Origin of the sequence: Pedobacter sp. R20-19, from assembly GCF_000708265.2 — a bacterium.
Classification (GTDB): Bacteria; Bacteroidota; Bacteroidia; order Sphingobacteriales; family Sphingobacteriaceae; genus Pedobacter.
In genome coordinates, this window is sequence record NZ_JCKI01000005.1 from 217,971 (window position 1) to 240,963 (window position 22,993).

The following is a 22,993-nucleotide window of genomic DNA, read 5'->3' on the forward strand; positions in this document are numbered from 1 at the left end:
CAGCACCTCCGAATACTTTAATTTGATCAAATTTAATTTCCTGGAATGGCGTCAATCAATTTTTTGGTGTATGCTGCCTTTGGGGCATAGAAAATCTGTTCTGGAAATCCTTCTTCTTCTATTTTGCCTTTATTCATGACCAGAATCCGATCGGAAATGTGTTTTACTACCGCAAGATCATGTGAGATAAAAATGTAAGTTAATCCAAATTCCCGTTGTAAATCTCTGATCAGATTTAAAACTTGTGCCTGTACCGATACATCAAGTGCAGAAACAGATTCATCACAGATAATAAATTTAGGTTCTAAAGCCAATGCTCTGGCAATCACTACACGTTGTCGCTGACCTCCGCTAAATTCGTGTGGATAACGATTAAAGTGTTCTTCCTTTAGTCCAACTTTATTTAATAATTCCAAAACCTTCTGTTTTCGGGCGGCATTATTTTCATAAAGTTTATGCACTTGTAGCGGTTCCAGAATGGATTGCCCGATACTTAATTTCGGGTTTAGTGAGGCATAAGGATCTTGAAATACGATTTGAATATCTTTACGCAACTTTCTTAATTCGGATTTGCTGATGTTTGTAATGTCCATTCCGTTAAAGATAATTTGGCCTGAAGTTGGCTGAATTAACCTTAGAATGGTTCGTCCAAGTGTTGTTTTGCCGCAGCCAGATTCCCCAACTAACCCCACAGTTTCACCCGGAAAAACATCGAAGCTGATTTCATCAACTGCTTTTACGTAATCTGTGGCTTTACCGAATAAACCATTATGTATTGGATACCAGGTACAAAGCTCTTTTATCTCAAGCAAAGGTTTTTGAATATATAGGCTTGCTCTGCGTATATTGATTTCTTTTTCGGTTAACTGATTTGAAGTTTGTAAATGTGCATTTGCATCATCAAGTTGGCCGGTCATAAAATCTGCAACCACCGGAAGCTTTTTTAACTGTAGGGCAGGTGACGGGCGACAGGCTAATAAGCCTTTCGTATAAGGATGTTGAGGGTTTTTAAATATCATTTCTGCTGGCCCTTGCTCTACAATTTCACCTTTATACATCACCGCAACTTCATCTGCAATTTCATTTACCACGCCTAAATCATGCGAGATGAAAATCATGGCCATGTCTCGTTCTTTTTTAAGCTTTAATAGCAATTGGAGAATGGTTTTTTGTACAGTTACATCTAGTGCTGTGGTAGGTTCATCGGCAATCAGTAATTTTGGATTACAGCTCAAAGCCATTGCAATCATTACTCTTTGTTTTTGGCCGCCAGAGATTTGATGTGGATAGCTGTCGAAAATCTTCTCAGGCCTGGGAAGCTGAACTTCATTAAAGAGATTTATAGTAAGTTGTTTAGCAGTGATCTTATTTACTTTTTGATGCAAAATAATGGCCTCTGCAACCTGTTCGCCACAGGTAAATACCGGATTCAATGAAGTCATTGGTTCCTGAAAAATCATCGAAATCTGGTTGCCTCTAATCTGGCGGATTTCGTTTGAACTTAAATTGAGCAAGCTGATCTGATCAAAATCAATATCACCGATAATTTTGGCTGATTTTTCATCATGCAGCCGCATTATGGAAAATGAGGTAACGGATTTACCTGAACCGGATTCTCCTACAATGCCTAATACAGTTCCTTTTTTTACCTTAAAACTTATGGTTTTAACGGCCCTGAACCAGTTTTTTTCATCCTGGTTATAAAAATCAATAGTTAAATTTTCAACGTTTAGCATCAAGATACAATAGTAATATTTTCATCCGGAATAATATCCATCCCTTTAAATTTTAAAAGAACTTGAGCTGTGGTTACCACATCTTTTTGACAGTAAGCTACTATCCGATCTAGATTTTTTTCTTCGTAATACACCTGTCTTACCTGACTGCCATCGATATCATCTTTAGGGGTTGGGATATTCAATATAGTAGCCAACAAATTTAAGGAGGTAAAGTGTTTGTAATCGCCAAATTTCCACATTTCCATTGTATCTAAATGATTCACTTCCCATGGCTTTTTACCGGATATATCCAATTGTACTGGGATTTCAAGGCTGTTTACTAAAAGTCGTCTACAGATATAAGGATAATCAAACTCCTTTCCATTATGCGCACAAAACTTAAGGGAAGCAGACTGTTTTTCAATTAATAAGGAAAATTGTTCGAGAATTTCTTTTTCATTGTCACCTGCAAAGGACTTGAGTCGTAAGGAATAGGATTTATTTTGAAAGCTAAAAATTCCAAGGCTAATGCAAATAATCTTTCCAAATTCAGCTAAAATTCCTGCTCTTTCATAAAAATCAGCGGCGCTTTGATCTGGTTTTCTCTGATGACTGGTTTTATTTTCCCAGAGCTCCTGCATATGCGGCGGAACATCATCATAAGATTGGTATTGTGGAACGGTTTCTATATCAAGTATGATCACTTGACTTAAATCTAGTGTTTTGAGCATGGAGTTAATGTTGAATAATCTTATTCTGATAAATGGTCGTTATGTCATCCATTACAATTTACAATTATCATTCAATATTCAGCAATATTATTTAAGTTTGAGTATGGCACAACATAAATTAGAGCAATCTCTGGCAGATGGAGCTCATCAAAAACTTCAAAATTTAGTTGGTAATTGGACAGGAATCACAAAAACATGGTTTGAAAAAGATGTTTTAGTTGATGAATGCCTATCAACAGCAGAAATCACATCAATCTTAGATGGCCGTTTCATTTCATATGATTATCAAAGTAGTTTGGAAGGAAAACCTTTAATAGGAAAAATGATTATTGGTTTCGATATCCCATATCAGAAATTTACCTTTAGCTGGATAGATAGTTTTCACATGGGTACACAAATGATGCACGCTACGGGCGAAGCTACAGAAAAAGGATTTTCCATACTTGGTGCTTACGGAAATCCGGAATATGGGGATCAATTATTTGGCTGGCGTACCGAACTTGAAATTATCAATGCTGACGAAATCATTTTTTCAGCTTACAATATCATGCCAGGAGAGGAAGAAACGAAAGCAATTGAAGCGGTTTATAAACGTATATAACCCTCGCAGTTTTGATGAAAAATACGAGGGTTTTAAGATTTAGAATAGTGAAGGCGAAGTTTGATTAGCCATTACCGGAATTTTCAAGTCAGTTCCAAGTGCCTTATTTAATTTTTCTGTAAAGTAGGCAGAGAATAATGGAGATGATAGTTCTACATTTTGGTGAACAAAAAAGTACAGATTTTCCAATCCTTGTTTTTTCCATTCTACAATTCTTTCTATCCAGTCATCCAAACGTTTTTTATCAATTTCATCTACATTCGCCCCTACAAACCTGATAAAAGCCGTTGGTGTAGTCAAACGCATATGAAGCATATCTCTGCGTCCTGCTGTATCAACAATAATATTCGCGATACCATTATCTTCAAATAATTTAGCAAATTCATTGGCAATGGAGGGATTAGAAAACCATTCTGAATTTCTCACTTCTACACCTAAAGGAATTACCTTTGGAAATTCTCTGATTACGATTTTTAATCTCTCAAAATCTTTAGGTTTAAAGTTATCGTGAAGTTGAAGAAATGCCATTCCTAACTTGTCTTCAAAATTGCTGATAGCGTCACAATATTGCTCTACAGGTTCTTTAACATTGATTAACCTTTTAAAATGGCTGATGGTATTGGTCAATTTTGGAAAAAACTTAAAATCAGCCGGCGTTTTTTGTGTCCAGGTAACGACTTGCTCACTGCTTGGCATACCATAAAAGGTGGCGTTTAATTCAATGGAATTGAATTGGGTAGAATAATAGGTTAACTCATCTTTTGTTCCCTTTGGATAAAAACCTTTTAAATCTGCTTTATTCCATTTGGCACAACCTACGTAAGCCTTAAAATCCTGCTTCGATTTATTTGCCTTCAAGATCGCCGCTGTTTCGGGAGCATCAGCTGGGAGGGTATAATCTATAGTGGTGGGTTCGTCTACTTTACCAAATTGCATATCTAAATTTAATTTATGTCAAATATATCCAAATCTCCAAAGATTAACTGATCAATAGCATCATAAATTTTAGCCTTAAGCTTAAACCATAATTCTTTGTTTGAACAATTACCAAATTCTAGTGAAATTAATTTTGGAGGAGTGCCTTTCCATGCTACTAATTCTCTAAAATCACTGTCTTTCGAAATAATAATAATTTTCTTTTTTTTACGGGCCAGGTGATAGGTTGTTAGTTCAGGAGTCTGATTATATTAAAGTAAATGAAATGATGTACACTTGATACTGATTTCATCCATTAACCATTTTGAAATTATGGGAGAAATATTTTCATCCAGCCAAAATTCCCAATCATTCGTAGCTGTATTCATCCCGTATTTGTTTAGCGCTAAACAGCAATGCAGCTGTAATGTCTTCGTTTTCGAGGATGGGATGCTCTTCTAAGATTTGTTCATTAGTCATACCTGATGACAAAAGTTCGAGTATATCAATTACAGTAAATCGATTGCCTCTAATTGTAGGCTTACCGCCCATTAGTCCAGGGATGATCGTAATTCTTTCAATTAATTTACTTTCCTGACTTTTCATAAACTAAATATAACAAAAATTAATCCATAAAAAAAGCACTAAGTAAATACTTAGCGCTTCTCATATTTTTAGTGGTCTGGAACTTAGAATTCCAAACGAAAAACTTCAAACTTATTAGTAACCTAGAATCTTCAAAACCTGCTTACTATTTTGTTCCTCGCCAAAAACTTCAAAATTAAAGCTTTCATCCCGGTTTCGGCGGATCAATACATGTTTCGGACTTGGTAGCAAGCAATGATGGATACCTCCATAGCCACTTAATACTTCCTGGTAAGCACCAGTATGGAAGAAGCCTAAATACTGCACCTTACGGGTTTTAGGCATAAACACACTGTTCATATGTGCTTCCTGGTTATAGTAATCCTGACCGTCGCAGGTGATACCTCCTAAATTAACCCGCTCATATTCTGCATCCCAGTTGTTAATTGGCAATAAAATGTACTTTTGGTTTAATGCCCAAACATCAGGTAAGTTGGTGATGAAAGAACCATCTAACATTAACCAACGTTCACGATCATTTTGTTGTTTTCTACCTAAAACTTTGTACAAAATTCCTGAAGCTTCAGCAACCGTATATTTTCCAAATTCTGTAATGATGTCTGGTTCCATCACATCATGTATAGCACAAATTTCTTTAATCCTCTTTACAATTTCATTTACCATATATTCGTAATCGAAATCGAAAACCAGTGAATCTTTAAATGGCATTCCACCACCAATATCAAGGGTATCTAAATCAGGATTTATTTTTTTGAACTTACAATAAAGTGTTACATATTTCTCTAACTCATTCCAATAATAAGGTGAATCAGTGATCCCAGAATTAATAAAGAAGTGCAATAACTTAACACGGAAGTTTGGATTGTGAACGATTTTATTGTTATAGAAATCAATAATATCTTCCATACGTACACCTAAACGAGAGGTATAGAACTGTGAATCTGGTTGCTCTTCTGCTGCAATCCGGATCCCTAAATTACATGGTGTCTCGATGTCAACTTCATCGTCAAAAAGATTAAATTCTTCTTTGTTATCTAATACCGGGATAATGTTGGTATATCCGTCATGCAACATATCAATAATATATTGCTTGTATTGATAGGTTTTGAAACCATTACATATAATCGTAGTATCCTTGGTTAAATGTCCTTTTTTCTCTAAAGCATCAACCATTGGCATATCAAAAGCTGAAGAAGTTTCCAGGTGAATGTTATTCTTTAATGCCTCTTCTACAATATGCTTAAAGTGTGAGCTTTTTGTGCAATAGCAGTATTTATAATCACCACGATAATTGTTTTTTAAAATGGCAGTCTGGAAAAGAATCTTCGCCTGTTGAATCTTCTTACTTACCAGCGGTAAATAGGTGAAACGTAGGGGAGTACCATAAGTTTCAATCATTTCCATCAGGTTTAAATCCTGAAAATATAATTCATCATCTATTACATCAAAGCCTTCTTGTGGAAAGCCAACGCTTAGATCGAGAAATTCTGAATAACTCTGCATTTAATCTTAAATAATTTTTGCAAAAATGTAATTTTAAATCGAGAATTAATCTTTATTAAAAATATTTTTACTGTAGAGAAACGCATTAGTTTTACACAGTATGTAAGCACATCACATTTTTGAACATGGATAGGGCGGGTGAGGGTAGTTTATATCTGATTAAGCGGAATATTTCACTTAGCTATTTCCAATTTTAGCAGATCATAATATGGTAATCTGTGTATATTATTTAAACATATAAATCGCTGGAAAATATTTTTTTAGGTTATAAAAGCAAAACCAGTGTTTCAATTAAATGTTTATCCTGCTCTCCGTTTTACTTCTCCTGATAGAAAAATCGGGATTCGTGCTCACTAAGATCAGGTTTAAATTAATCAGGTTTGTGCTACTATTAACGTTTGAATAGCGAATCTTACTATTTTGTCTATTGCAGCCTGAGTATAGTTTCAGATCCTTTTATCTTAATTTCATTTTCAGACAGGATATCGAATTTAAAGGTTTGATTATCTGCCTTTACAGTTAAGTTTTTACCATTAATTTTATAGGTTCCTCTCGAAACAATATCTCCACCTGGTAAAATATCGGCTTTATTATCTGTCATTAAGGTAAGCGTGAAAGGATTGTTGTAAAAGTTGCCTGATTGGCGAACATACCCAACTTCTACAAATTCTTTTTCATGATCTACGGTTAATTGATCTTTCTTACAGGCATTTAATATCAGCATCATAACTAAAACCAGGCTGATACGTGTTTTCACAAAGATTAATTTAGATTTCATGTTTTGAGTTTCTTAAGTAAACGAATGCTTCTATCTTAACGCTACATTGGATAAGTCCAGACTTTAATTTTAATGAGCTATTAATCAGTGTTTAATATATTATTTTAAATTTTTTTAAAGTAATTTTAAATTTAGATCGTCTACGCTATTAAGTAATAAGTCAATATTTAAGTAATACTTATTTGTAATCGTCCCAATTATGATCTCGATCTTTAAAACTAATATTCAGACAGGAGTTGAACTGAATAAAATTACACAACATTTAAACAATTTACTCTCTGGTGCAACCTGGAGTGTAGATTTATCTGATTCTGATAAAATTTTAAGAATTGATTCGAGCTTAGATAAAATCAGCGATGCGGTTTCTTTGTTAACTAAATTTGGATATAATTGTGAAAATTTGCAAAATTTTTATGCACCACCAGTTTGGTAATTTAGATAGCAGACAGCCAACCGTCATCGTTTAGCCAGATCCATATTGGCTGTGGCAACCTCATTGTTGCTTGTGAAGTTATAAAGTTATCTACTTCGCTAATGTGTGTGTAAATATAGCTATGATGTAGTATATCAAAAGGAGATTGCTTCGTCGTGCCTCATCTCAATGAAGATAAAACTATTAATCCTAGAAAACGCTTTCTCTTTTAAACTGGCAAAGTTTTCATCCGCGAAGGCCAATTAAACTTCGTCAGTTGATTTATCGTCATTGCTCGGCGCTTAAAAAGTGAAAACCTAAGTTAAGATGATCTTGCCAAAACTATTACCAAAGAATGATCACAGCATGTTCGCGGAAAGGAAGTTCAATAAGAATAATTATAGCATTAACCTACACAATGTTTAGTAGCTTAACCTTTTCTTAAGTATTTAGTTAAAATCACAATCGTTTGCCCTTCCACTTTACCTTCAATTTGTTCAGTATTATCATGTACCAAACGGATATTTTTAACTACTGTGCCTAATTTAGCGCTCAATGTCGAACCCTTTACATCCAGTGTTTTAACCAATACAACGGTATCTCCTTCATATAGACGGGTGCCATTGCTATCCTGATGAAATTCTACCGTTCCATCTGATTCATGATCACCGGTTTTTTTAGCCCAATCAAGTGTTTCCTCATTAAGATAAAGAATATCCAGGCTGTCTGATGCCCAGCCTTCATTTCTCAATCTGCTCAGCATTCTCCATGCTACTACCTGTACCGGAGGAAATTCAGACCACATGGTTTCAGTCAGGATTTTCCAATGTGCTACATCAAGTTGTTCTGTTTTTTCAATCTGATCTAAGCAAGTTTTACAAACCAAAATACTGTTATCACTATTGGCATTGCTGGTTGGTGGAACTTCGTAAACACTCAAAGCAATTTCCTGATTGCATAATTCACATTTGTTACCTGAACGGGTTTGTAATTGTTGTGCTAAAGACATATTGAACCTAAATTTTCGGCGAAAGTACTAAAACTATTTGGAATAATATGAGATGAGTTTATCAAACCAATATGATAAAAATCACTTGTTGCCGAATAGCTCTCTACTTTTTGGGCAAATGAATCTCAGCTAACATACACCTTGCGCTACCACCGCCATTTTTTTCTATGGTGTAAATTGGAACATAAATTAAGCGACAATAATGTTTAAGTGCGGTAATCTGTTCATCATGAAGGGATAAATATGCCTGTTCAGACATTACAAGTAGGCTTTCATTATTTTTGTTGGTTACCTGCAACATGTTGCCTGCAAAGTGATTCATTTGATCTAGGGTAATTTCAATAATCGTCTTCCCACTGTTTGTGAGCTTAAGCATAACAGCCAGCTTTTCTGCTTCATTCTTGATTGAATCCAGACAGATGACTGCAAAGCGATCACCTATGCACATCATCACATTGGTGTGGTAAATCGGGAAGTTTGTACGGTCTACCGCTTGAAATGAAACGGCTTCGTAACCAGTTAACATACAAAAGTTATCCAATACTTCTTGGTCGGTGCGCACACTCAAGCAAGCATATGCAATCTTGTTTACGCGATCAAGCACCATGCTTCCGGTTCCTTCTAAAAAGGCGTATTGCATTTCATAGAAACTTAAGTCGCTTATATGATTTACTTCAAACTTTTCTTTTAGTCCCTCTAAAATATCTTTTCGGCGCTCCAAACGGCGATTTTCGGAGAACATTGGATATAGATATACAGAACCATCTTCATGAAAGGAAACCCAGTTGTTTGGAAAAATAGAATCCGGAGTTTCAGGATTTAAGGTATCATCAACAACCGTAACATCAACATCATTTTTTCTAAGCAATTCAACAAAACCATCAAATTCTTTTAAAGCCTGATTTTGAACGTCGCTTTCTACTGATGCCTCCTGAAATTTGTTATTTGCAGCTGTTTGCTCGTTGAATTTAAAGTCAACCGGGCGGATCATTAAAAGGTGGTTGGTTATTTGGTTCATTGGTTATTTGGTTCAATAGTCATCAGTACATTAGTTTAATAGTCAAATCGTTCATTGTTTATTGATTCAATAGTTATAAGTACATTAGTTCACTTGTCAAATCGTTCATTAGTCAATAAAATATTGACTAACCATTAATTTTATTACGCAAAGGTTATATACCGTGCACTAATATCCAAATAAACCAATGACTAATAAACCAGATTGTCTCTTAAAATGGGTAAACTCATGCAATGGAAACCTCCACGGGCACGTGATAATTCTGCTGAAGGCATCAAAATCAAAGTATCTGTAATGGTTTCAGCATCAGCTTTGCCACTTTCCAGGTCCTGAATTAAATCTTTTACATCAACCACATCAAATCCCGCTGCTTTAAACGCCTCTACGGTTTTGTCGTTTCTGTCGTAACCTAAAACTACACCTTCTTTTATGGCCAGGAGATTACAGGAATCTGTCCATTGTTCTCTGGAATCGTATGGAAACTGGTTATTTCCACTGTAAATGATTTTGGTTGGTTCAGTGCTTTTTAAATCATTCTGACTGATGTCATTTAACAAAGCCTCTACATGTTCGAAATGCTTAGGCTCCTGTGGATTTGCTTTAGTAAACTGAATGGCAGTTGTAGATTCTAATGCTTCAGGCTCTTTTAAAAAGTTAATTGGTTCGTACGGATTGTATTTTGGCGAATGCGCAATAGAATTTAAGATCACCCAGGTGTTGCGTTTAACTTGGGTAAAAACGGTATCCAGGTGCATATAATCGCGCTTGCTAGGTATTTTAACTACCGTTACCTTCTCCACCACATCATGATCAAACAATAATTTAATCGCCTCATTGGCACCATGTTCCGAAGTTCTTTCGCTGCAACCAATTAACACATGGTTTGGGCTTACCATCATGACATCGCCACCTTCCAATGTTGTGCTAAATGCTGGTTCATCACCCGGGCGCAAAAAGTGCATGGTCACATCCGGGATTTCAAGTACATTCTTTTGATAATCGGCAAACAAAGGGTGATTGAAAAAGATATAACGCATTAAAAGCGTTTCACGAACACGAGCTTTTTTAGCGGGCTTATTTAATAAAATATAATTATTGATTGTAGTACCCACATCTCTGGTGAAAATTAAGTTTGGAATGGGTGCAAAAATCATAGTATCATTCGCCAAAGTTCCTGAAATAAAGATTTCGGCAAGCTCTTTCGGATCGGTATTACCCAATTCAATTTGAACCTTATATGTACATCCTTCAATGGCACAAACGGCAGCCACTAATTTTTTACGGATTGATTCATTCTCCAGCATCTCACTTAATAAATTCTGAATTTCAATGACCGCTGTAGAGTTGTGAAAATCGGGATGATTCGGTTTATAGAAATTTCTATTGCCTTCTTCTGAATCTATATGAGCAAGTTTTCCTTTTATTTTTTCAGGATCAAGGAAATACATTAATAGCTTGATGTAATAATCGTATTCATCCTTACGGATCGTATCCAAATGCACAATATCTTCAAAAAGCCAATCCTGCGCTTTTGAAGGAACTACTTTCCCCAGGCCACTATCTGGACTATGAATTAATAATTTACGCAACCGACCGATTTCGGTGTTTACGCTCACTTCGAAATTTTGATTTTCTACGCTCATGAATATTTAGTTGATGCAAAGCTATTTAATTTTAGAATAGTAACAAGTAGTAAGTATCGAGTATCAAGATTGAGTAAGCTTCATCTTTATTTTAATCGCCTTGTTTTTTTCGCTTTCTGCTTTAGTCTTTTCGCTTTGGTCTTTTCGCTTTCCTCTTTAATAACTATTTTTACCGCATGAATTTTATTATTACTGAAACACAGAAAGCTATTTTTGAGCTTTATCAGGAAGAAATTGCTGAAAGTGTGATCAATATACAGGAAACCCGTAAAGAATTTGAAGGACAGGTAACGCTAGTCGTTTTTCCAATTACCAAGCTTTCTAAGAAATCGCCAGAGCAAACCGCTAATGAAATTGGTAATTATTTGGTAGCAAATATTGAAAATGTAACCAAATTTAATGTTGTTAAAGGCTTTTTGAATTTAAGTATCGCTGAAAGTTATTTCTTAAATCAGTTTAATTATGAAATTTTATCTGATGATTTTGGCGTTTACCCATCCAATGGCAAAAAGGTAATGGTAGAATATTCTTCTCCAAATACCAACAAACCACTTCATTTAGGCCATGTTCGTAATAATCTGTTGGGCTATTCGGTTTCCGAATTGTTAAAGGCTTACGGTTATGATGTGGTAAAGGTTAACCTGGTAAATGATCGTGGAATTCATATTTGTAAATCGATGCTGGCCTGGCAAAAATGGGGCAATGGAGAAACACCAGAAAGCTCAGGCTTAAAAGGTGATCACCTGGTTGGTAAATACTATGTGATTTTTGATAAGGAATTTAAAAAAGAAATCGAAGCATTAAAGGCTCAAGGTGAAACCGAAGAAGTGGCAAAGAAAAATGCACCTTTAATTAAGGAAGCCCAACAAATGCTACTCGCTTGGGAACAAGGAGATGAAGCAGTAGTATCGCTTTGGAAAACCATGAATGAATGGGTTTACGCAGGTTTTAATGTTACTTACAAAAACCTGGGTGTAGATTTTGATAAGTTTTATTACGAAAGTAACACTTATTTACTGGGTAAGGATACTGTTGATGAAGGTTTGGCGAAAGGCGTTTTCTTCAAAAAGGAAGATGGTTCGGTTTGGATTGATTTAACTGCTGATGGCCTGGATGAAAAACTGGTTTTACGTGCTGATGGAACTTCAGTTTACATTACCCAGGATTTAGGAACTGCCGAAATGAAACATGATGATTTCCATATGGATGAGTCGATTTATGTGGTGGGAAATGAGCAGGATTACCATTTTAAAGTGTTATTTTTAATCCTTGAAAAACTAGGAAAAAGCTGGGCTAAAGGTTTATACCATTTATCTTACGGGATGGTGGATTTACCAAACGGAAAGATGAAAAGTCGTGAAGGAACAGTGGTAGATGCTGATGAATTAATTGAAAGCATGGTTGCAACTGCCCGGGAAAAAACGGAAGAACTCGGTAAAACAAATGATTTTCCTGAAGAAGATAAAGCAGAGCTGTATAAAAATATCGGTTTAGGAGCCTTGAAATATTTTTTGCTGAAGGTAGAGCCTAAAAAACGTTTGTTATTTAATCCTGCAGAAAGTATCGATTTTCAAGGTAACACCGGGCCTTTTATTCAGTATACGCATGCCAGAATAAAATCACTTTTGAAAAAGTCTGATTATCAGTTTGCGGTAGGTAATGATCAGTTTGCAGGAATATCAGACGTAGAGCTGGAAATGATTCTTCAACTGGCTAAATACCCATCAGAAATTGCCATTGCGGCCAAGGCTTATAGCCCGGCAAGTTTGGCAAACTATCTTTATGAACTGGCTAAATTATTTAATAAATTTTATCATGATGTGCCACCAATTGTAAAGACGGAAGAAGGCGAAACCAAACAATTCCGTTTAAATCTTTGTAAAAAAACTGCAGATATAATTCATGCCGGGATGTTGATTTTAGGAATTACTTCGCCAGAGCGTATGTAGGATAAGAGAATTGGAAATAGAGAATAGAGGTGCTGATCAAAAAGAGAAATTTCATTGATAAATGAATTAATTTTACTTTGCCTGGCTGCTTTTGCTGCAGGTTTTATAGATGCTATTGTAGGTGGCGGAGGTTTATTGCAAACGCCTGCCACCTTGCTCATTTTACCGCATTACCCTGTTGCCACCTTATTGGGGACCACTAAAATTCCTTCTCTCGCTGGCACCACCTTAGCGGCTTTCAAATATTCTAAGCAAGTTAAATTCAACTATAAGGTATTATTGGTATGTGCTGCGATGGCTTTTATAGCAGCACTCTTAGGTGCGTTTTTGGTCAGCCGGATTGATAATGCTGTAATAAAGCCCGTCATTCTGGCTGTGCTGATACTGGTTGCGCTCTATACTTATTTCAATAAACAATTTGGCATTCATCAGGAAAAAAATCATTCTGTAAAAAAGCAGTTATTCATGGCTGCGCTATTTGGTTTGGTTATTGGCTTTTATGATGGCTTAATTGGCCCTGGAACAGGCTCTTTTTTGATTTTGGTTTTTATTGCCATATTGGGATTTGACTTTATCGGTGCCAGCGCGCATGCAAAGATTGTAAATATAGCTACTAATATGGCTGCTATTATTTATTTCAGTTTTACCGGGCATATTCTTTTTCAATATGCCATACCCATGGCGTTTTTTAATGTAGGTGGTGCATATTTCGGAACGCGTTTAGCTTTGCTAAAAGGCAATAGATTTGTTCGGGTATTTTTCCTAATTGTCGTATTTGGAACCATATTAAGGTTCGCTTATGATATTTTATTAAGGTAAGATGTCCATGTTTGCCGTTTTTGATATTAATAATTACCATCAGCTTTGCGATTTATTGGCAGAACAAGACCCAGATTTAGCGGGCATTTTAAATCAATATGGCTATCCACCATTTTGGTCGAGGCCCAATACTTTTGAATCGCTTGTGCACATCATCCTTGAGCAACAGGTTTCACTGGCTTCAGCCTTGGCTGCCTTAAATAAATTGAAAGTTAAAATCGGAGAAATTAATCCAGAATCCTTTCTGTTATTGACTGATGAAGAACTAAAGGCTTGTTATTTCAGTCGCCAGAAAAGCATATATGTTCGTGATCTCGCTCAGAAAATAGTTAATGGAGCATTATCATTAAATGCATTGGCATCACTTCCTGATCATGAAATTCGCCTTCAACTTAAAAATGTAAAGGGTATAGGTGATTGGACGGTTGATATTTATTTGTCGTTTATTCTGCATCATTGTGATATATTTCCGATAGGAGATCTTGCAGTTGTAAATGCCATAAAAAGTTTAAAGAAGCTACCTAAGGATACTAAAAAGGAAGATTTATTAGCGTTTTCAAAAGTTTGGAAACCCTACCGAACCCTGGCCGTAATGATGCTTTGGCATTTTTACCTGGAGGAGCGAAAAGTAAAAATCTGATCTAATTAAAAAGCATCGCTGAGATCAATCAACGATGCTTCTCTATCAAAAATTCAATAAGATATTAATTGCCGATGTAAATTTTTAAACTATCGGTCACCACAATTCCACTTACAGTAGCTGAATTGTATTTAATGGTGTAATTTCCAGCTTTAGTGATGGCATAAGCATCCGCCAGATTAAAATCTGCACTAGTACTATCTCCGGCATTTAATTTCTTATAACTATCTGCAGGAGGGGGCATGATTCGCTTCGCCATCGCACCTTTATAATCGATTGGCGTATAATCCTCTAAAGCAACATCAAGATATTTACTCATTAATTTTTCAAAAGGTGTGTGCCAGATGCAAAATTTAGCAACGGTATCTGTGTTATTATAAACTGAGAAACGCATATTGATTGGTCCGCCGAGTTTAGGCTCACCAATTACGGATAGTTTACCAGTTACTGGGTCTATCTTTTTTTCAGCCTTTCCTTCTGATACCAAGGTAGTATCTTGCGCGCCAGTGGCTTTTTCTTTACTTTTAAAACTGTTGCATGCAGAAAATAAGATGCTACAAACTGCAATGATCAGACTTATCTTTTTCATATTTTATGGGGTATTAATTTAATTATTTTTCAGTACCAGATTTGGTTTCTATGGGTTTCTTTTTTCTAAAGGCAGGAAATGTCATCGGACTTCTTGATGGTCTTTCATCACCTAAAAGCACACCCCATTGTTTGAATGATTCCGTACGATCGAATACAATTTTTAACACCGCAACAATTGGCAAGGCCAGAAACATTCCGGAGACACCTGCAATACTTCCGCCAATAAATACACCAAGAATGGCAAATAACGCATTTATTTTAACTTTTGAGCCTACAATTCTCGGCATCAGGATATTATTATCTAAAAACTGAACTAAAGCGATAACGCCCAAGACTGTAATTACTGGCCACAATTCCTGAGAAGAAGTTAAGGTTAACAACACACCAATGAGGTTTCCGATTAAGGCACCCACATAAGGGATTAGATTTAAAATGGCAAAGATTACACCGATTAATAAGGCGTGTTTAATGCCTACAAGCATTAAAATTCCACCCAGTAGAATGGTCATGTATGTGATTTGGATTAACAAACCAATCAGGTAACTTTTTATGATAGATTCTGTTTCGTAAATGGCTTCTTTTACCTTTGGATGGTCATCTGTTTTGAACCACATAAAAATGAATCTTAGCAAGATGTCTTTATAGAAAAGCATTAAATAAATGTAAATCGGCAATAACCCGATAAATACAAATATTCCACTTAAAGTAACTGCCGCACCACCAGCTAACGAGGTGCCCATATTCATTAAATCATCGCTTTTATCCTGAATGAAAGCCTTTTGCTGTTTATCGTTATAATGGGTAATTCTGCTCACCCAATCGCTTAATGAATTGATGTGTTGGGTAACATTTGCTTTGATTTGCGGGAAATCTTTAACCAGCATTCCGATTTGATTGGAGAAAAACCAAACAATTAAGGCAACAAACAAAGCCACCAGGAGAATGGGTAAAACGATGGATAATGTTTCCGGAACTTTTTTTCTTTTTAGAAAACGATATACTGGAAGCAGCATGATACTGATAAAAAATGCCATTAACATGGGCATAATAATGTCTTTTGCAATGACCATTACAGTCACAACGGCCATCAATCCTAAGAGTTCTATTGATCGCTTTACAGTTAGCGGAAAATTATTCATCATATGTGGTTTATCTGATTGATTTGTAAACACGCTCCTTAAGAAAATGTTTTTATTATGGGAAAACGTGAGGTTAGTTGGTTAGGGGTTTAGATGATTAGGTGTTTAGGGCTACATAGCATTTTTACCTTTACAATTTTCTTATGGAAAAATTACTTCTCAAACACGATAAAGCCATTAATAAGCTTTAATTTTACATTTTTTAAATTGAAAATGAACGATCAGGATACTATTATCGCGTTATCTACACCCTCAGGATCAGGTGCTATCGGCGTTATTCGCCTTTCAGGCCCTGAAGCCATTTCACTTACCAATGAAGTTTTCGCGGGAAAAGATTTAGCACAGCAGGCTTCACACACGCTTCATTTTGGCTTGATCAAAGATGGGGAACATATTGTTGATGAAGTGGTTGCAGGCTTATTTGTTGCCCCAAAATCCTATACGAAAGAGAATGTAGTAGAAATTTCCTGTCATGGATCGAACTATATTATTCAGCAAATTATTAACCTGCTCATCAGTAAAGGAGCGAGAGCAGCAAAGCCTGGTGAATTTACTTTGAGGGCTTTTTTAAATGGCGCATTTGATTTAAGTCAGGCAGAAGCAGTGGCAGATTTAATCGCTTCAAATTCTAAAGCCTCACACGATGTAGCCATGCAGCAGATGCGTGGTGGCTTTGCAAACGAACTTAAAGCTTTACGTGAACAACTTATCCATTTTGCTTCAATGATTGAACTGGAGCTGGATTTTGCGGAAGAAGATGTAGAATTTGCCAACCGTGAGCAGCTAACCAAATTAGTTAATAAAATAAACCATGTGTTGCGAAGGTTAATTTCTTCTTTCGAAATGGGCAACGTAATTAAAAACGGGGTTCCAATTGTCATTGCAGGGAAACCAAACGTGGGAAAATCAACGCTTTTAAATGCTTTACTGAACGAAGAAAGGGCAATTGTTTCAGATATTGCCGGTACCACCCGTGATACTATTGAAGATGAACTGACCATTGGTGGTGTAGTATTCCGGTTTATCGATACTGCCGGAATCCGCGATACAGCCGATATTATTGAAGCTCTGGGTGTGGAACGTACCCTGGAGAAAATGAAACAGGCGAAGCTCATCATTTACATGGCTGATGCTGCCCAAACTACTACAGAAATTGAAGAACAGGTGAGGGGTTTGAAACAATTGGAAATCCCGTACCTGATTTTACTGAATAAGGCAGACTTAATTTCTGCTGAACAACGCAAAGCTTTTGAAGCTTTGGAAGTCGTTTTTTTATCTGCTAGAGAAAAGATAGGGATAGATGAGCTGAAAACTACCTTACTGGAACAGGTGAATTTACACCATATTAACACCAGCGAGACTTTGGTGACCAATATCCGCCACGTAGAAGCACTTAAACAAACTGAAAGTGCTTTGCAACGCGTGCTCGATAATGTAGATAATCCGGTTACTTCTGATTTTTTAGCGATGGATATTAAACAGGCCCTGCATTATTTAGGCGAGATTACAGGGACGGTTACAACTGATGATTTGCTCGAGAATATTTTTACGAAGTTTTGTATTGGTAAATAAAACATCACAATAAAACAAAAAAAAAACAAATAAATAGCTGAATTTTAGGTGGTTGTAAATATTAGTTTTATTTATATTACTCTTTTATTTTGTGTTAATTTGTTTGTTTTTGTTCCCTATTTGTTCCTCATTCTTATTTTTTTTAAATTCTACAAAAAGAGGAGAAATCATTGCGCTTAACGACACTTACCAAATTAAGGTAAAAAACAAGGTATAACATCTGTAGTGAAATATGGTTCTTGGTTTACCCAAAACATATAATTGACCTTTAAAAAATCATTTGCGAAGGCTTCGAGAAGGGGTACAATATTTTTATGATCCTTAACTTTATTACTGTTAGTCTCTCCAATATAGTTACCATCCTGAACAGCAATTCCTATTGGTACATTATATTTACTTTCATGCAATAGTGCTAAGGCATGATTTAACTGTGCTTTCTTATGAACCATTAAATCTGGTCCACCTAAGCCAACACCAATTTTCTCTCCATATTCATAAATACTTCTAAGATATCCCTTGTCATCAAAAGGAAGCCACTCACCAGGTATGAAATTAGCATATTGCATTGTTGTTGAAATTGGAAAAGCCTGTTTCAGGGCAAGCATATTTATTTTCAAACCTTCGGTGTAGGCTTTGGGAGAAAAGCTGGGATCTTTAATGTCTCCTAATGAAGTTTCCTGCAGATTAATCCCCTCAATCTTTCCATCGAAATCTTTTCCAAGTACCTTAAGCAATAATGCAAAGCGATTCTGTACCTTAGCATTCCATCTTTTAGCAACCCATCCATCTGGTTTGTTTTCAGCATACTGTATGACAGATCCTCCATCGTATTCATTCGTTTTTAAATATTTTGGAACAGCATCATATTTTGAATCAAACGTACCATCTTGCAGTTGAATAAAAAGTTTTTTGCCATGTGAGAGAAGATATGCATAATCCTCTTTAATAATAGAAAAATTATACTTTCCTTTCTCAGGCTCCAACTGCTTCCAAGAATACATTATTTGTGCTCCCTTAAATTTTGGAATCTTTAAAAAAGGATGATTTTTTATACGCGCTCTATTTCTTGAGAAATATACAAAATGCTTAATATTACTGCTCTTTACAGGACATTTTGCATTTAAATATTTTTTATAAGCATCATTATATCTATCTGATTTTTTTACTTGTTGAGCAGAAACAGGAGGTACAAAGTATAACCAACAAATAATAAAACTTGCTTTTATTAATGGATTTTTTATCGTCATTATAGAAGAGGCTTTTAAAATTCATATTTTAGAAATTTAAAACATAATACTGAAACGCGACAAGGTATTTTTTAGTGTATGATTGCTTTTGGTTATTGCTGTATAAATAGTATCAATAGGTAAACTTCTATTGATGCCCAGAAGCGAATGTGAAAGACGATCACTTTAAATTTACTGATGTTTTCCCTAAGTGCTTCTTCATTTGTGAGGCTTAAAATTAACCTTCCGGATTTTATTAAACATGTAAACTAATGCGTATTAGATATTTATAAAATTATAAATATTAAGATTTTTTAAAGTCTTTAATACTACTTTTACGATTTTAAAAAATCTTGAATGATTCGTCTTTAATGATCCAGCAAATGCTATTTCCATTCCGATCATTTTTGAATTCCACTGGTAATTATATGTAATCAAATCATACTGTAAATCACATCTCAAAAACCAAATGTCTCAGATTAGTGTTAAGTATCATCATGTAAATCAATCAAGTATGGAGCAAAAAGGTAATCTCATACGTTGTTGAATCATTAAATAACCGCCGGATGAATACTAGACGAGATTTTCTACAAAAAATGGGTGCATCGGCATTGATGCTGCAATTGAGTTCTGTAATAGCGTTTGCAAACGCTCCAGACCAAATTGAACAGCCTTATGAAGGTAGGGTACTTAGAGTTGCCATTATGGGCTTGGGTGGATATGCCACTCGTGTGGCAGAAGCCATGAAAGCCTGCACCAAGGCGAAGCTGGTAGGTGTAATTAGTGGTACGCCTTCAAAAATCAAAGACTGGCAAATGAAGTACAAAATTCCAGAAAAAAATTGCTACAACTATGAAAATTTTGATCAGGTAAAAAATAATCCAGATATCGATGCAATTTATGTGATTACCCCAAATGCATTACACCATGGTCAGGTTATCCGTGTGGCAAAAGCTGGAAAGCATGCCATATGCGAAAAACCGATGGCATTAAATGCGAAAGAAGGGCAGGAGATGATTGATGCTTGTAAAAAAGCAAATGTAAAGCTATTGGTTGGCTATAGAATGCATTTTGAACCCCGGACGCTGGAAGTAATCCGAATGAGAAATGCGGGCGAATTCGGTAAGGTCATGTTTTTCCAGGGGCAATGTGGATTTAAAGCAGGGGATCCGAAACAGTGGCGATTAAACAAAGCACTTGCTGGTGGGGGATCAATGATGGATATTGGAATCTATGCGCTTAATGGGGCAAGATATATGATAGGAGAAGAGCCGGTTTGGGTTACCGCACAGGAAACGAAGACCGACCCTGTAAAGTTCAAAGAGGGTGTAGATGAAACCATTCAATTTCAAATGGGTTTCCCGGGTGGTGCAATAGCCTCTTGCCTGTCTAGCTATAACATCAATCACCTGGACAGATTTTTTATTAGTGGCGACAAAGGGTTTGCAGAAATGCAACCTTCTACAGGTTATGGTCCGATTAAGGGTAAAACACATCAAGGTGAACTTAATCAACCTGTTACTACGCATCAAACTGTACAAATGGATGAAATGGCCACTATTATCTTTGAAGATAAGCAACCAATAGTTCCGGTAAATGGTGAAGAAGCCTTAAAAGACCTTAAGATCATTGATGCGATTTACCAGGCTGTAAAAACTGAAAAAAAAGTCAAATTAACGATCTAACTTAAAATCCCATTAAGACCGATTTATCAGTTAAAAGCTGCCATTTGCCCAGCGAATGTGTCTGTGTATAGCGGTATTTATTTATTGAATTATATAAGATTGGATGATCTCCAATTAAAACCACTAACCTTCAGAAGAGATATGACTGGATAGTGAATAATCATGCTATCTGTTACCAATTTCACCAAGGTCTTTTGTGACTTTGGTAAAGCCAATTACTTTGCCATCTACATCGTGTATCGCTGTAATTAACACATTAGCCCAAAAATGAGTGCCATTTTTACGAACACGCCAGCCTTCATCTTTAGCTTTGCCAAATTCCTTGGCCTTGTCTATAAGACTTTGCGGTTTGCCGTTAGCGATATCTTCCGGGCGATAGAAAACACTGAAATTTCTGCCGATGATCTCACCTTGCTTATATCCCTTTACCAATTCTGCTCCTAAATTCCAATTTTCGATTTTTCCATCTTCATCCAGCAATAATATCGCATAGTCTTCAATCTCCTGCACCATTCTGTTAAATCTGACCAGTTTAATATCTTTTTCTGTGTAAGTTTCATTTACAATTGCCCTGATGCGTTCATCCAGTGTGTTGGCGGCATCCGATAGCATGGCAATCCACTTTTGGTTCAATTTAAATAAACCTTTCTCGGCCAGGTTCACCAAAGACATGATGGTGGTAAGGGGGTGCCGAATTTCGTGTGACTGAATGAAGGCAATTTGCTTTAAGGCCGTTCGCTGTCGTTCCGTAATTGCTAACTCTTCTCTTAACAATTTCTGACTCTTTTTCATATCCATTAAGTAGATAACCTGTTTGGATAGCATATTTAATGCTTTTTTTTGATTCCCGGACAAATCACCAACGCTGGAATCGAATAAACAGAGTTCGCCCAAGACATATCCTTCTTTTGAAACTATTGCCAAAGACGCATAAAAACGGATCTCCATCGCTCCGGCTATAATTGCCTGAGATGCAAATACCTCTTTTTGTACATCTGGAATAATGAATATGTCGGTCGCTTTTATTTTGGATTGATTGAACGTATTTCTAATTGCGGGAAAATCGATTTGATCATAACCAGCGCCTGTGCTTAATTTATAACGTTCATCCTGAAGGATTAGGAGTGCGATCTTTTTACCTGATATCTCAACAGCTAGGTCGATGATGGTTTGAAATTCTTCAGTTTGGAAAAAGTCGATATTTTTAAACTCATCAAGATATTTACTTTCCATTATCCTCCCGAAGTTTCATATGGCGTGATACAAGCGTTATTTTATTGATGCAAAGTTAATATGTTTTTCTGTTTTAACGTCGATTAAAAATCAGCAGTGTTTATGCTATTTTTTTGGCAAAGCATAATAATCAATCAATATAGCATAAAACAATCTTTTTTAGATCATTATAGCGGGTATAATGATTGGTTTATACTCCAGCGTACTTCAAGTAAGACAGTATAGTTGTTAGCGCTATCTCTATTTAAAAAAAGTGGAGATTTGCTGATTTTGAGCGAGGTCTTGGATAAGCTTCGGATGAATTGGTTTTACAATAAAATCAACAACATTTGGATGCTGTAAAGCTCTTTTATAATCTCGCTGATCAATCGATGAGGTAATGATTACCACAAATACATCTGGCCTGATAGGAAATTCGCTAATTTTATCAAGAAATTCCCACCCATTCATTTCCGGCATATTTAAATCCAGAAAAATAAGACTGTGCATATCTTTAGCGTGGTTTTCTTGCAGCACTTCCAATGCATCTCCAGCCCGGGTATATGTATTCAGGGTTGGTGTGACGAGCGGTTCTATTACTTCCTGATTGATATACAATGCGAATGGGTCATCATCAATCACTAAAACTCTTTTATTCATTTATTTAGATGTTGGTTTATTAACCTTTGTGAGTTGGTATTTGTTTTCTAATAATTAAAATCTTTCTTTTTGTTCCATCAAATACAAATCAATCCGACAACTTTCTTTGATAGGTGGTATAATAAAGAAGGGTGGCGGCAATCCACAAGTACTAACCTGTTCGGCGGTAAACTGGCAGTTCCTGCCATTTAACCAGCCCTTTACAGATGGCTTTAGGTAATAATCCTTCAATTTCAAAATGAGATAATCGTTTTTTAGGGACAAATCTAAAATTTGATAGAGCGTCCTATTGCTTTGCTACTTTAAAGGAATTACATCCAGGTTTCTACAAATAAATTTGATCTTTAAAAAGTTTTAGATTGAAGATAAATCAAAACGTAAGATGGATTAAGCTAAATAGTGTTGTGTAAAATGTATTTAGTAGGTGCGTATTATATATTGGTTAACAGGTGAAGGCACATATTTCGCATTTTTCTTGAATCAAACTGTTGATCGGTTTGGCCTTAAACAGATTGATTACGTTTACTAAAATACACATAGCCGCAAATAAATTTCGTATATATTTG

Annotated in this window: 22 protein-coding genes; 7 read left to right on the forward strand and 15 right to left on the reverse strand. The window is 35.9% G+C overall.

The window, feature by feature from the left end:
- Positions 1-32 precede the first annotated feature (32 nt).
- Complete coding sequence (locus AN34_RS12805; RefSeq protein WP_029286019.1) at positions 33-1,736, reverse strand: ABC transporter ATP-binding protein; 1,704 nt, start codon at positions 1,734-1,736, stop codon at positions 33-35.
- Entirely contained in the window at positions 1,736-2,449 is a 714-nt protein-coding gene (locus AN34_RS12810; RefSeq protein ID WP_029286021.1) for a 3'-5' exonuclease, read from the reverse strand. Before AN34_RS12810 ends, AN34_RS12805 begins: the two co-directional genes overlap by 1 nt.
- A 103-nt stretch (positions 2,450-2,552) precedes the next feature.
- Here AN34_RS12810 and AN34_RS12815 point away from each other — a divergent pair, with 103 nt between their 5' ends.
- A complete protein-coding gene (locus tag AN34_RS12815; protein WP_029286023.1) occupies positions 2,553-3,050 on the forward strand; it encodes a DUF1579 domain-containing protein in 498 nt (165 codons plus the stop codon).
- 39 nt (positions 3,051-3,089) lie between these two features.
- Here AN34_RS12815 and AN34_RS12820 read toward each other — a convergent pair whose 3' ends face one another.
- From AN34_RS12820 to AN34_RS12835, 5 genes are all read right to left on the reverse strand, one after another.
- Positions 3,090-3,986 (reverse strand): DUF72 domain-containing protein, encoded by an 897-nt coding sequence (locus AN34_RS12820; RefSeq protein ID WP_029286026.1) that lies wholly within the window; start codon positions 3,984-3,986, stop codon positions 3,090-3,092.
- Positions 3,987-3,994: 8 nt separating this feature from the next.
- Complete coding sequence (locus tag AN34_RS22130) at positions 3,995-4,204, reverse strand: DUF5615 family PIN-like protein (RefSeq protein WP_369818093.1); 210 nt, start codon at positions 4,202-4,204, stop codon at positions 3,995-3,997.
- A gap of 130 nt (positions 4,205-4,334) precedes the next feature.
- The gene (locus tag AN34_RS12825) at positions 4,335-4,571 is read right to left on the reverse strand and encodes a DUF433 domain-containing protein (protein WP_029286028.1); all 237 of its coding nucleotides are present in this window, start codon (positions 4,569-4,571) and stop codon (positions 4,335-4,337) included.
- Between the two features lie 114 nt (positions 4,572-4,685).
- Positions 4,686-6,074, reverse strand: a complete 1,389-nt coding sequence (locus tag AN34_RS12830; RefSeq protein ID WP_029286030.1) for an arginine decarboxylase — start codon at positions 6,072-6,074, stop codon at positions 4,686-4,688.
- 424 nt (positions 6,075-6,498) lie between these two features.
- Complete coding sequence (locus tag AN34_RS12835; RefSeq protein WP_029286032.1) at positions 6,499-6,852, reverse strand: hypothetical protein; 354 nt, start codon at positions 6,850-6,852, stop codon at positions 6,499-6,501.
- 199 nt (positions 6,853-7,051) lie between these two features.
- Here AN34_RS12835 and AN34_RS12840 point away from each other — a divergent pair, with 199 nt between their 5' ends.
- Positions 7,052-7,285, forward strand: a complete 234-nt coding sequence (locus AN34_RS12840; RefSeq protein WP_051666515.1) for a hypothetical protein — start codon at positions 7,052-7,054, stop codon at positions 7,283-7,285.
- 409 nt (positions 7,286-7,694) lie between these two features.
- Here the strand turns inward: AN34_RS12840 and AN34_RS12845 are convergent, their stop codons facing one another.
- From AN34_RS12845 to AN34_RS12855, 3 genes are all read right to left on the reverse strand, one after another.
- Positions 7,695-8,273 carry an alkylphosphonate utilization protein gene (locus AN34_RS12845; RefSeq protein ID WP_029286036.1) on the reverse strand — a complete coding sequence of 193 codons (579 nt, stop codon included), beginning with the start codon at positions 8,271-8,273 and terminating at the stop codon, positions 7,695-7,697.
- 103 nt (positions 8,274-8,376) lie between these two features.
- Complete coding sequence (gene ctlX, locus AN34_RS12850) at positions 8,377-9,291, reverse strand: citrulline utilization hydrolase CtlX (RefSeq protein ID WP_029286038.1); 915 nt, start codon at positions 9,289-9,291, stop codon at positions 8,377-8,379.
- Positions 9,292-9,482: 191 nt separating this feature from the next.
- A complete protein-coding gene (locus AN34_RS12855; protein WP_029286040.1) occupies positions 9,483-10,934 on the reverse strand; it encodes an arginine deiminase family protein in 1,452 nt (483 codons plus the stop codon).
- Between the two features lie 176 nt (positions 10,935-11,110).
- On the opposite strand from AN34_RS12855, the gene argS reads away from it, so the two are divergent.
- Genes argS through AN34_RS12870 form a run of 3 tightly spaced genes read left to right on the forward strand, consistent with a single transcriptional unit; the run spans position 11,111 to position 14,342 of the window.
- Complete coding sequence (gene argS / locus AN34_RS12860) at positions 11,111-12,883, forward strand: arginine--tRNA ligase (RefSeq protein WP_029286042.1); 1,773 nt, start codon at positions 11,111-11,113, stop codon at positions 12,881-12,883.
- A gap of 54 nt (positions 12,884-12,937) precedes the next feature.
- Complete coding sequence (locus AN34_RS12865) at positions 12,938-13,702, forward strand: TSUP family transporter (protein ID WP_029286044.1); 765 nt, start codon at positions 12,938-12,940, stop codon at positions 13,700-13,702.
- 1 nt (position 13,703) lies between these two features.
- A complete protein-coding gene (locus tag AN34_RS12870; RefSeq protein WP_029286046.1) occupies positions 13,704-14,342 on the forward strand; it encodes a DNA-3-methyladenine glycosylase in 639 nt (212 codons plus the stop codon).
- A 64-nt stretch (positions 14,343-14,406) separates the two neighbouring features.
- On the opposite strand, the gene AN34_RS12875 is transcribed toward AN34_RS12870, so the two are convergent.
- Both AN34_RS12875 and AN34_RS12880 read right to left on the reverse strand, forming a co-directional pair.
- Positions 14,407-14,931, reverse strand: coding sequence for a hypothetical protein (locus tag AN34_RS12875; protein ID WP_029286048.1), 525 nt, complete (start codon positions 14,929-14,931; stop codon positions 14,407-14,409).
- Positions 14,932-14,953: 22 nt separating this feature from the next.
- Positions 14,954-16,075, reverse strand: a complete 1,122-nt coding sequence (locus tag AN34_RS12880) for an AI-2E family transporter (RefSeq protein WP_029286050.1) — start codon at positions 16,073-16,075, stop codon at positions 14,954-14,956.
- A 210-nt stretch (positions 16,076-16,285) separates the two neighbouring features.
- On the opposite strand from AN34_RS12880, the gene mnmE reads away from it, so the two are divergent.
- Positions 16,286-17,644 (forward strand): tRNA uridine-5-carboxymethylaminomethyl(34) synthesis GTPase MnmE, encoded by a 1,359-nt coding sequence (gene mnmE / locus AN34_RS12885; RefSeq protein ID WP_029286052.1) that lies wholly within the window; start codon positions 16,286-16,288, stop codon positions 17,642-17,644.
- A 194-nt stretch (positions 17,645-17,838) separates the two neighbouring features.
- Here mnmE and AN34_RS12890 read toward each other — a convergent pair whose 3' ends face one another.
- Entirely contained in the window at positions 17,839-18,891 is a 1,053-nt protein-coding gene (locus AN34_RS12890) for a hypothetical protein (RefSeq protein WP_197285516.1), read from the reverse strand.
- Between the two features lie 545 nt (positions 18,892-19,436).
- Here AN34_RS12890 and AN34_RS12895 point away from each other — a divergent pair.
- Complete coding sequence (locus AN34_RS12895) at positions 19,437-20,555, forward strand: Gfo/Idh/MocA family protein (protein ID WP_029286056.1); 1,119 nt, start codon at positions 19,437-19,439, stop codon at positions 20,553-20,555.
- Positions 20,556-20,720: 165 nt separating this feature from the next.
- On the opposite strand, the gene AN34_RS12900 is transcribed toward AN34_RS12895, so the two are convergent.
- Entirely contained in the window at positions 20,721-21,788 is a 1,068-nt protein-coding gene (locus AN34_RS12900; RefSeq protein ID WP_029286058.1) for a PAS domain-containing protein, read from the reverse strand.
- 240 nt (positions 21,789-22,028) lie between these two features.
- Positions 22,029-22,427 carry a response regulator gene (locus tag AN34_RS12905; RefSeq protein ID WP_051666516.1) on the reverse strand — a complete coding sequence of 133 codons (399 nt, stop codon included), beginning with the start codon at positions 22,425-22,427 and terminating at the stop codon, positions 22,029-22,031.
- Positions 22,428-22,993: the final 566 nt, after the last annotated feature.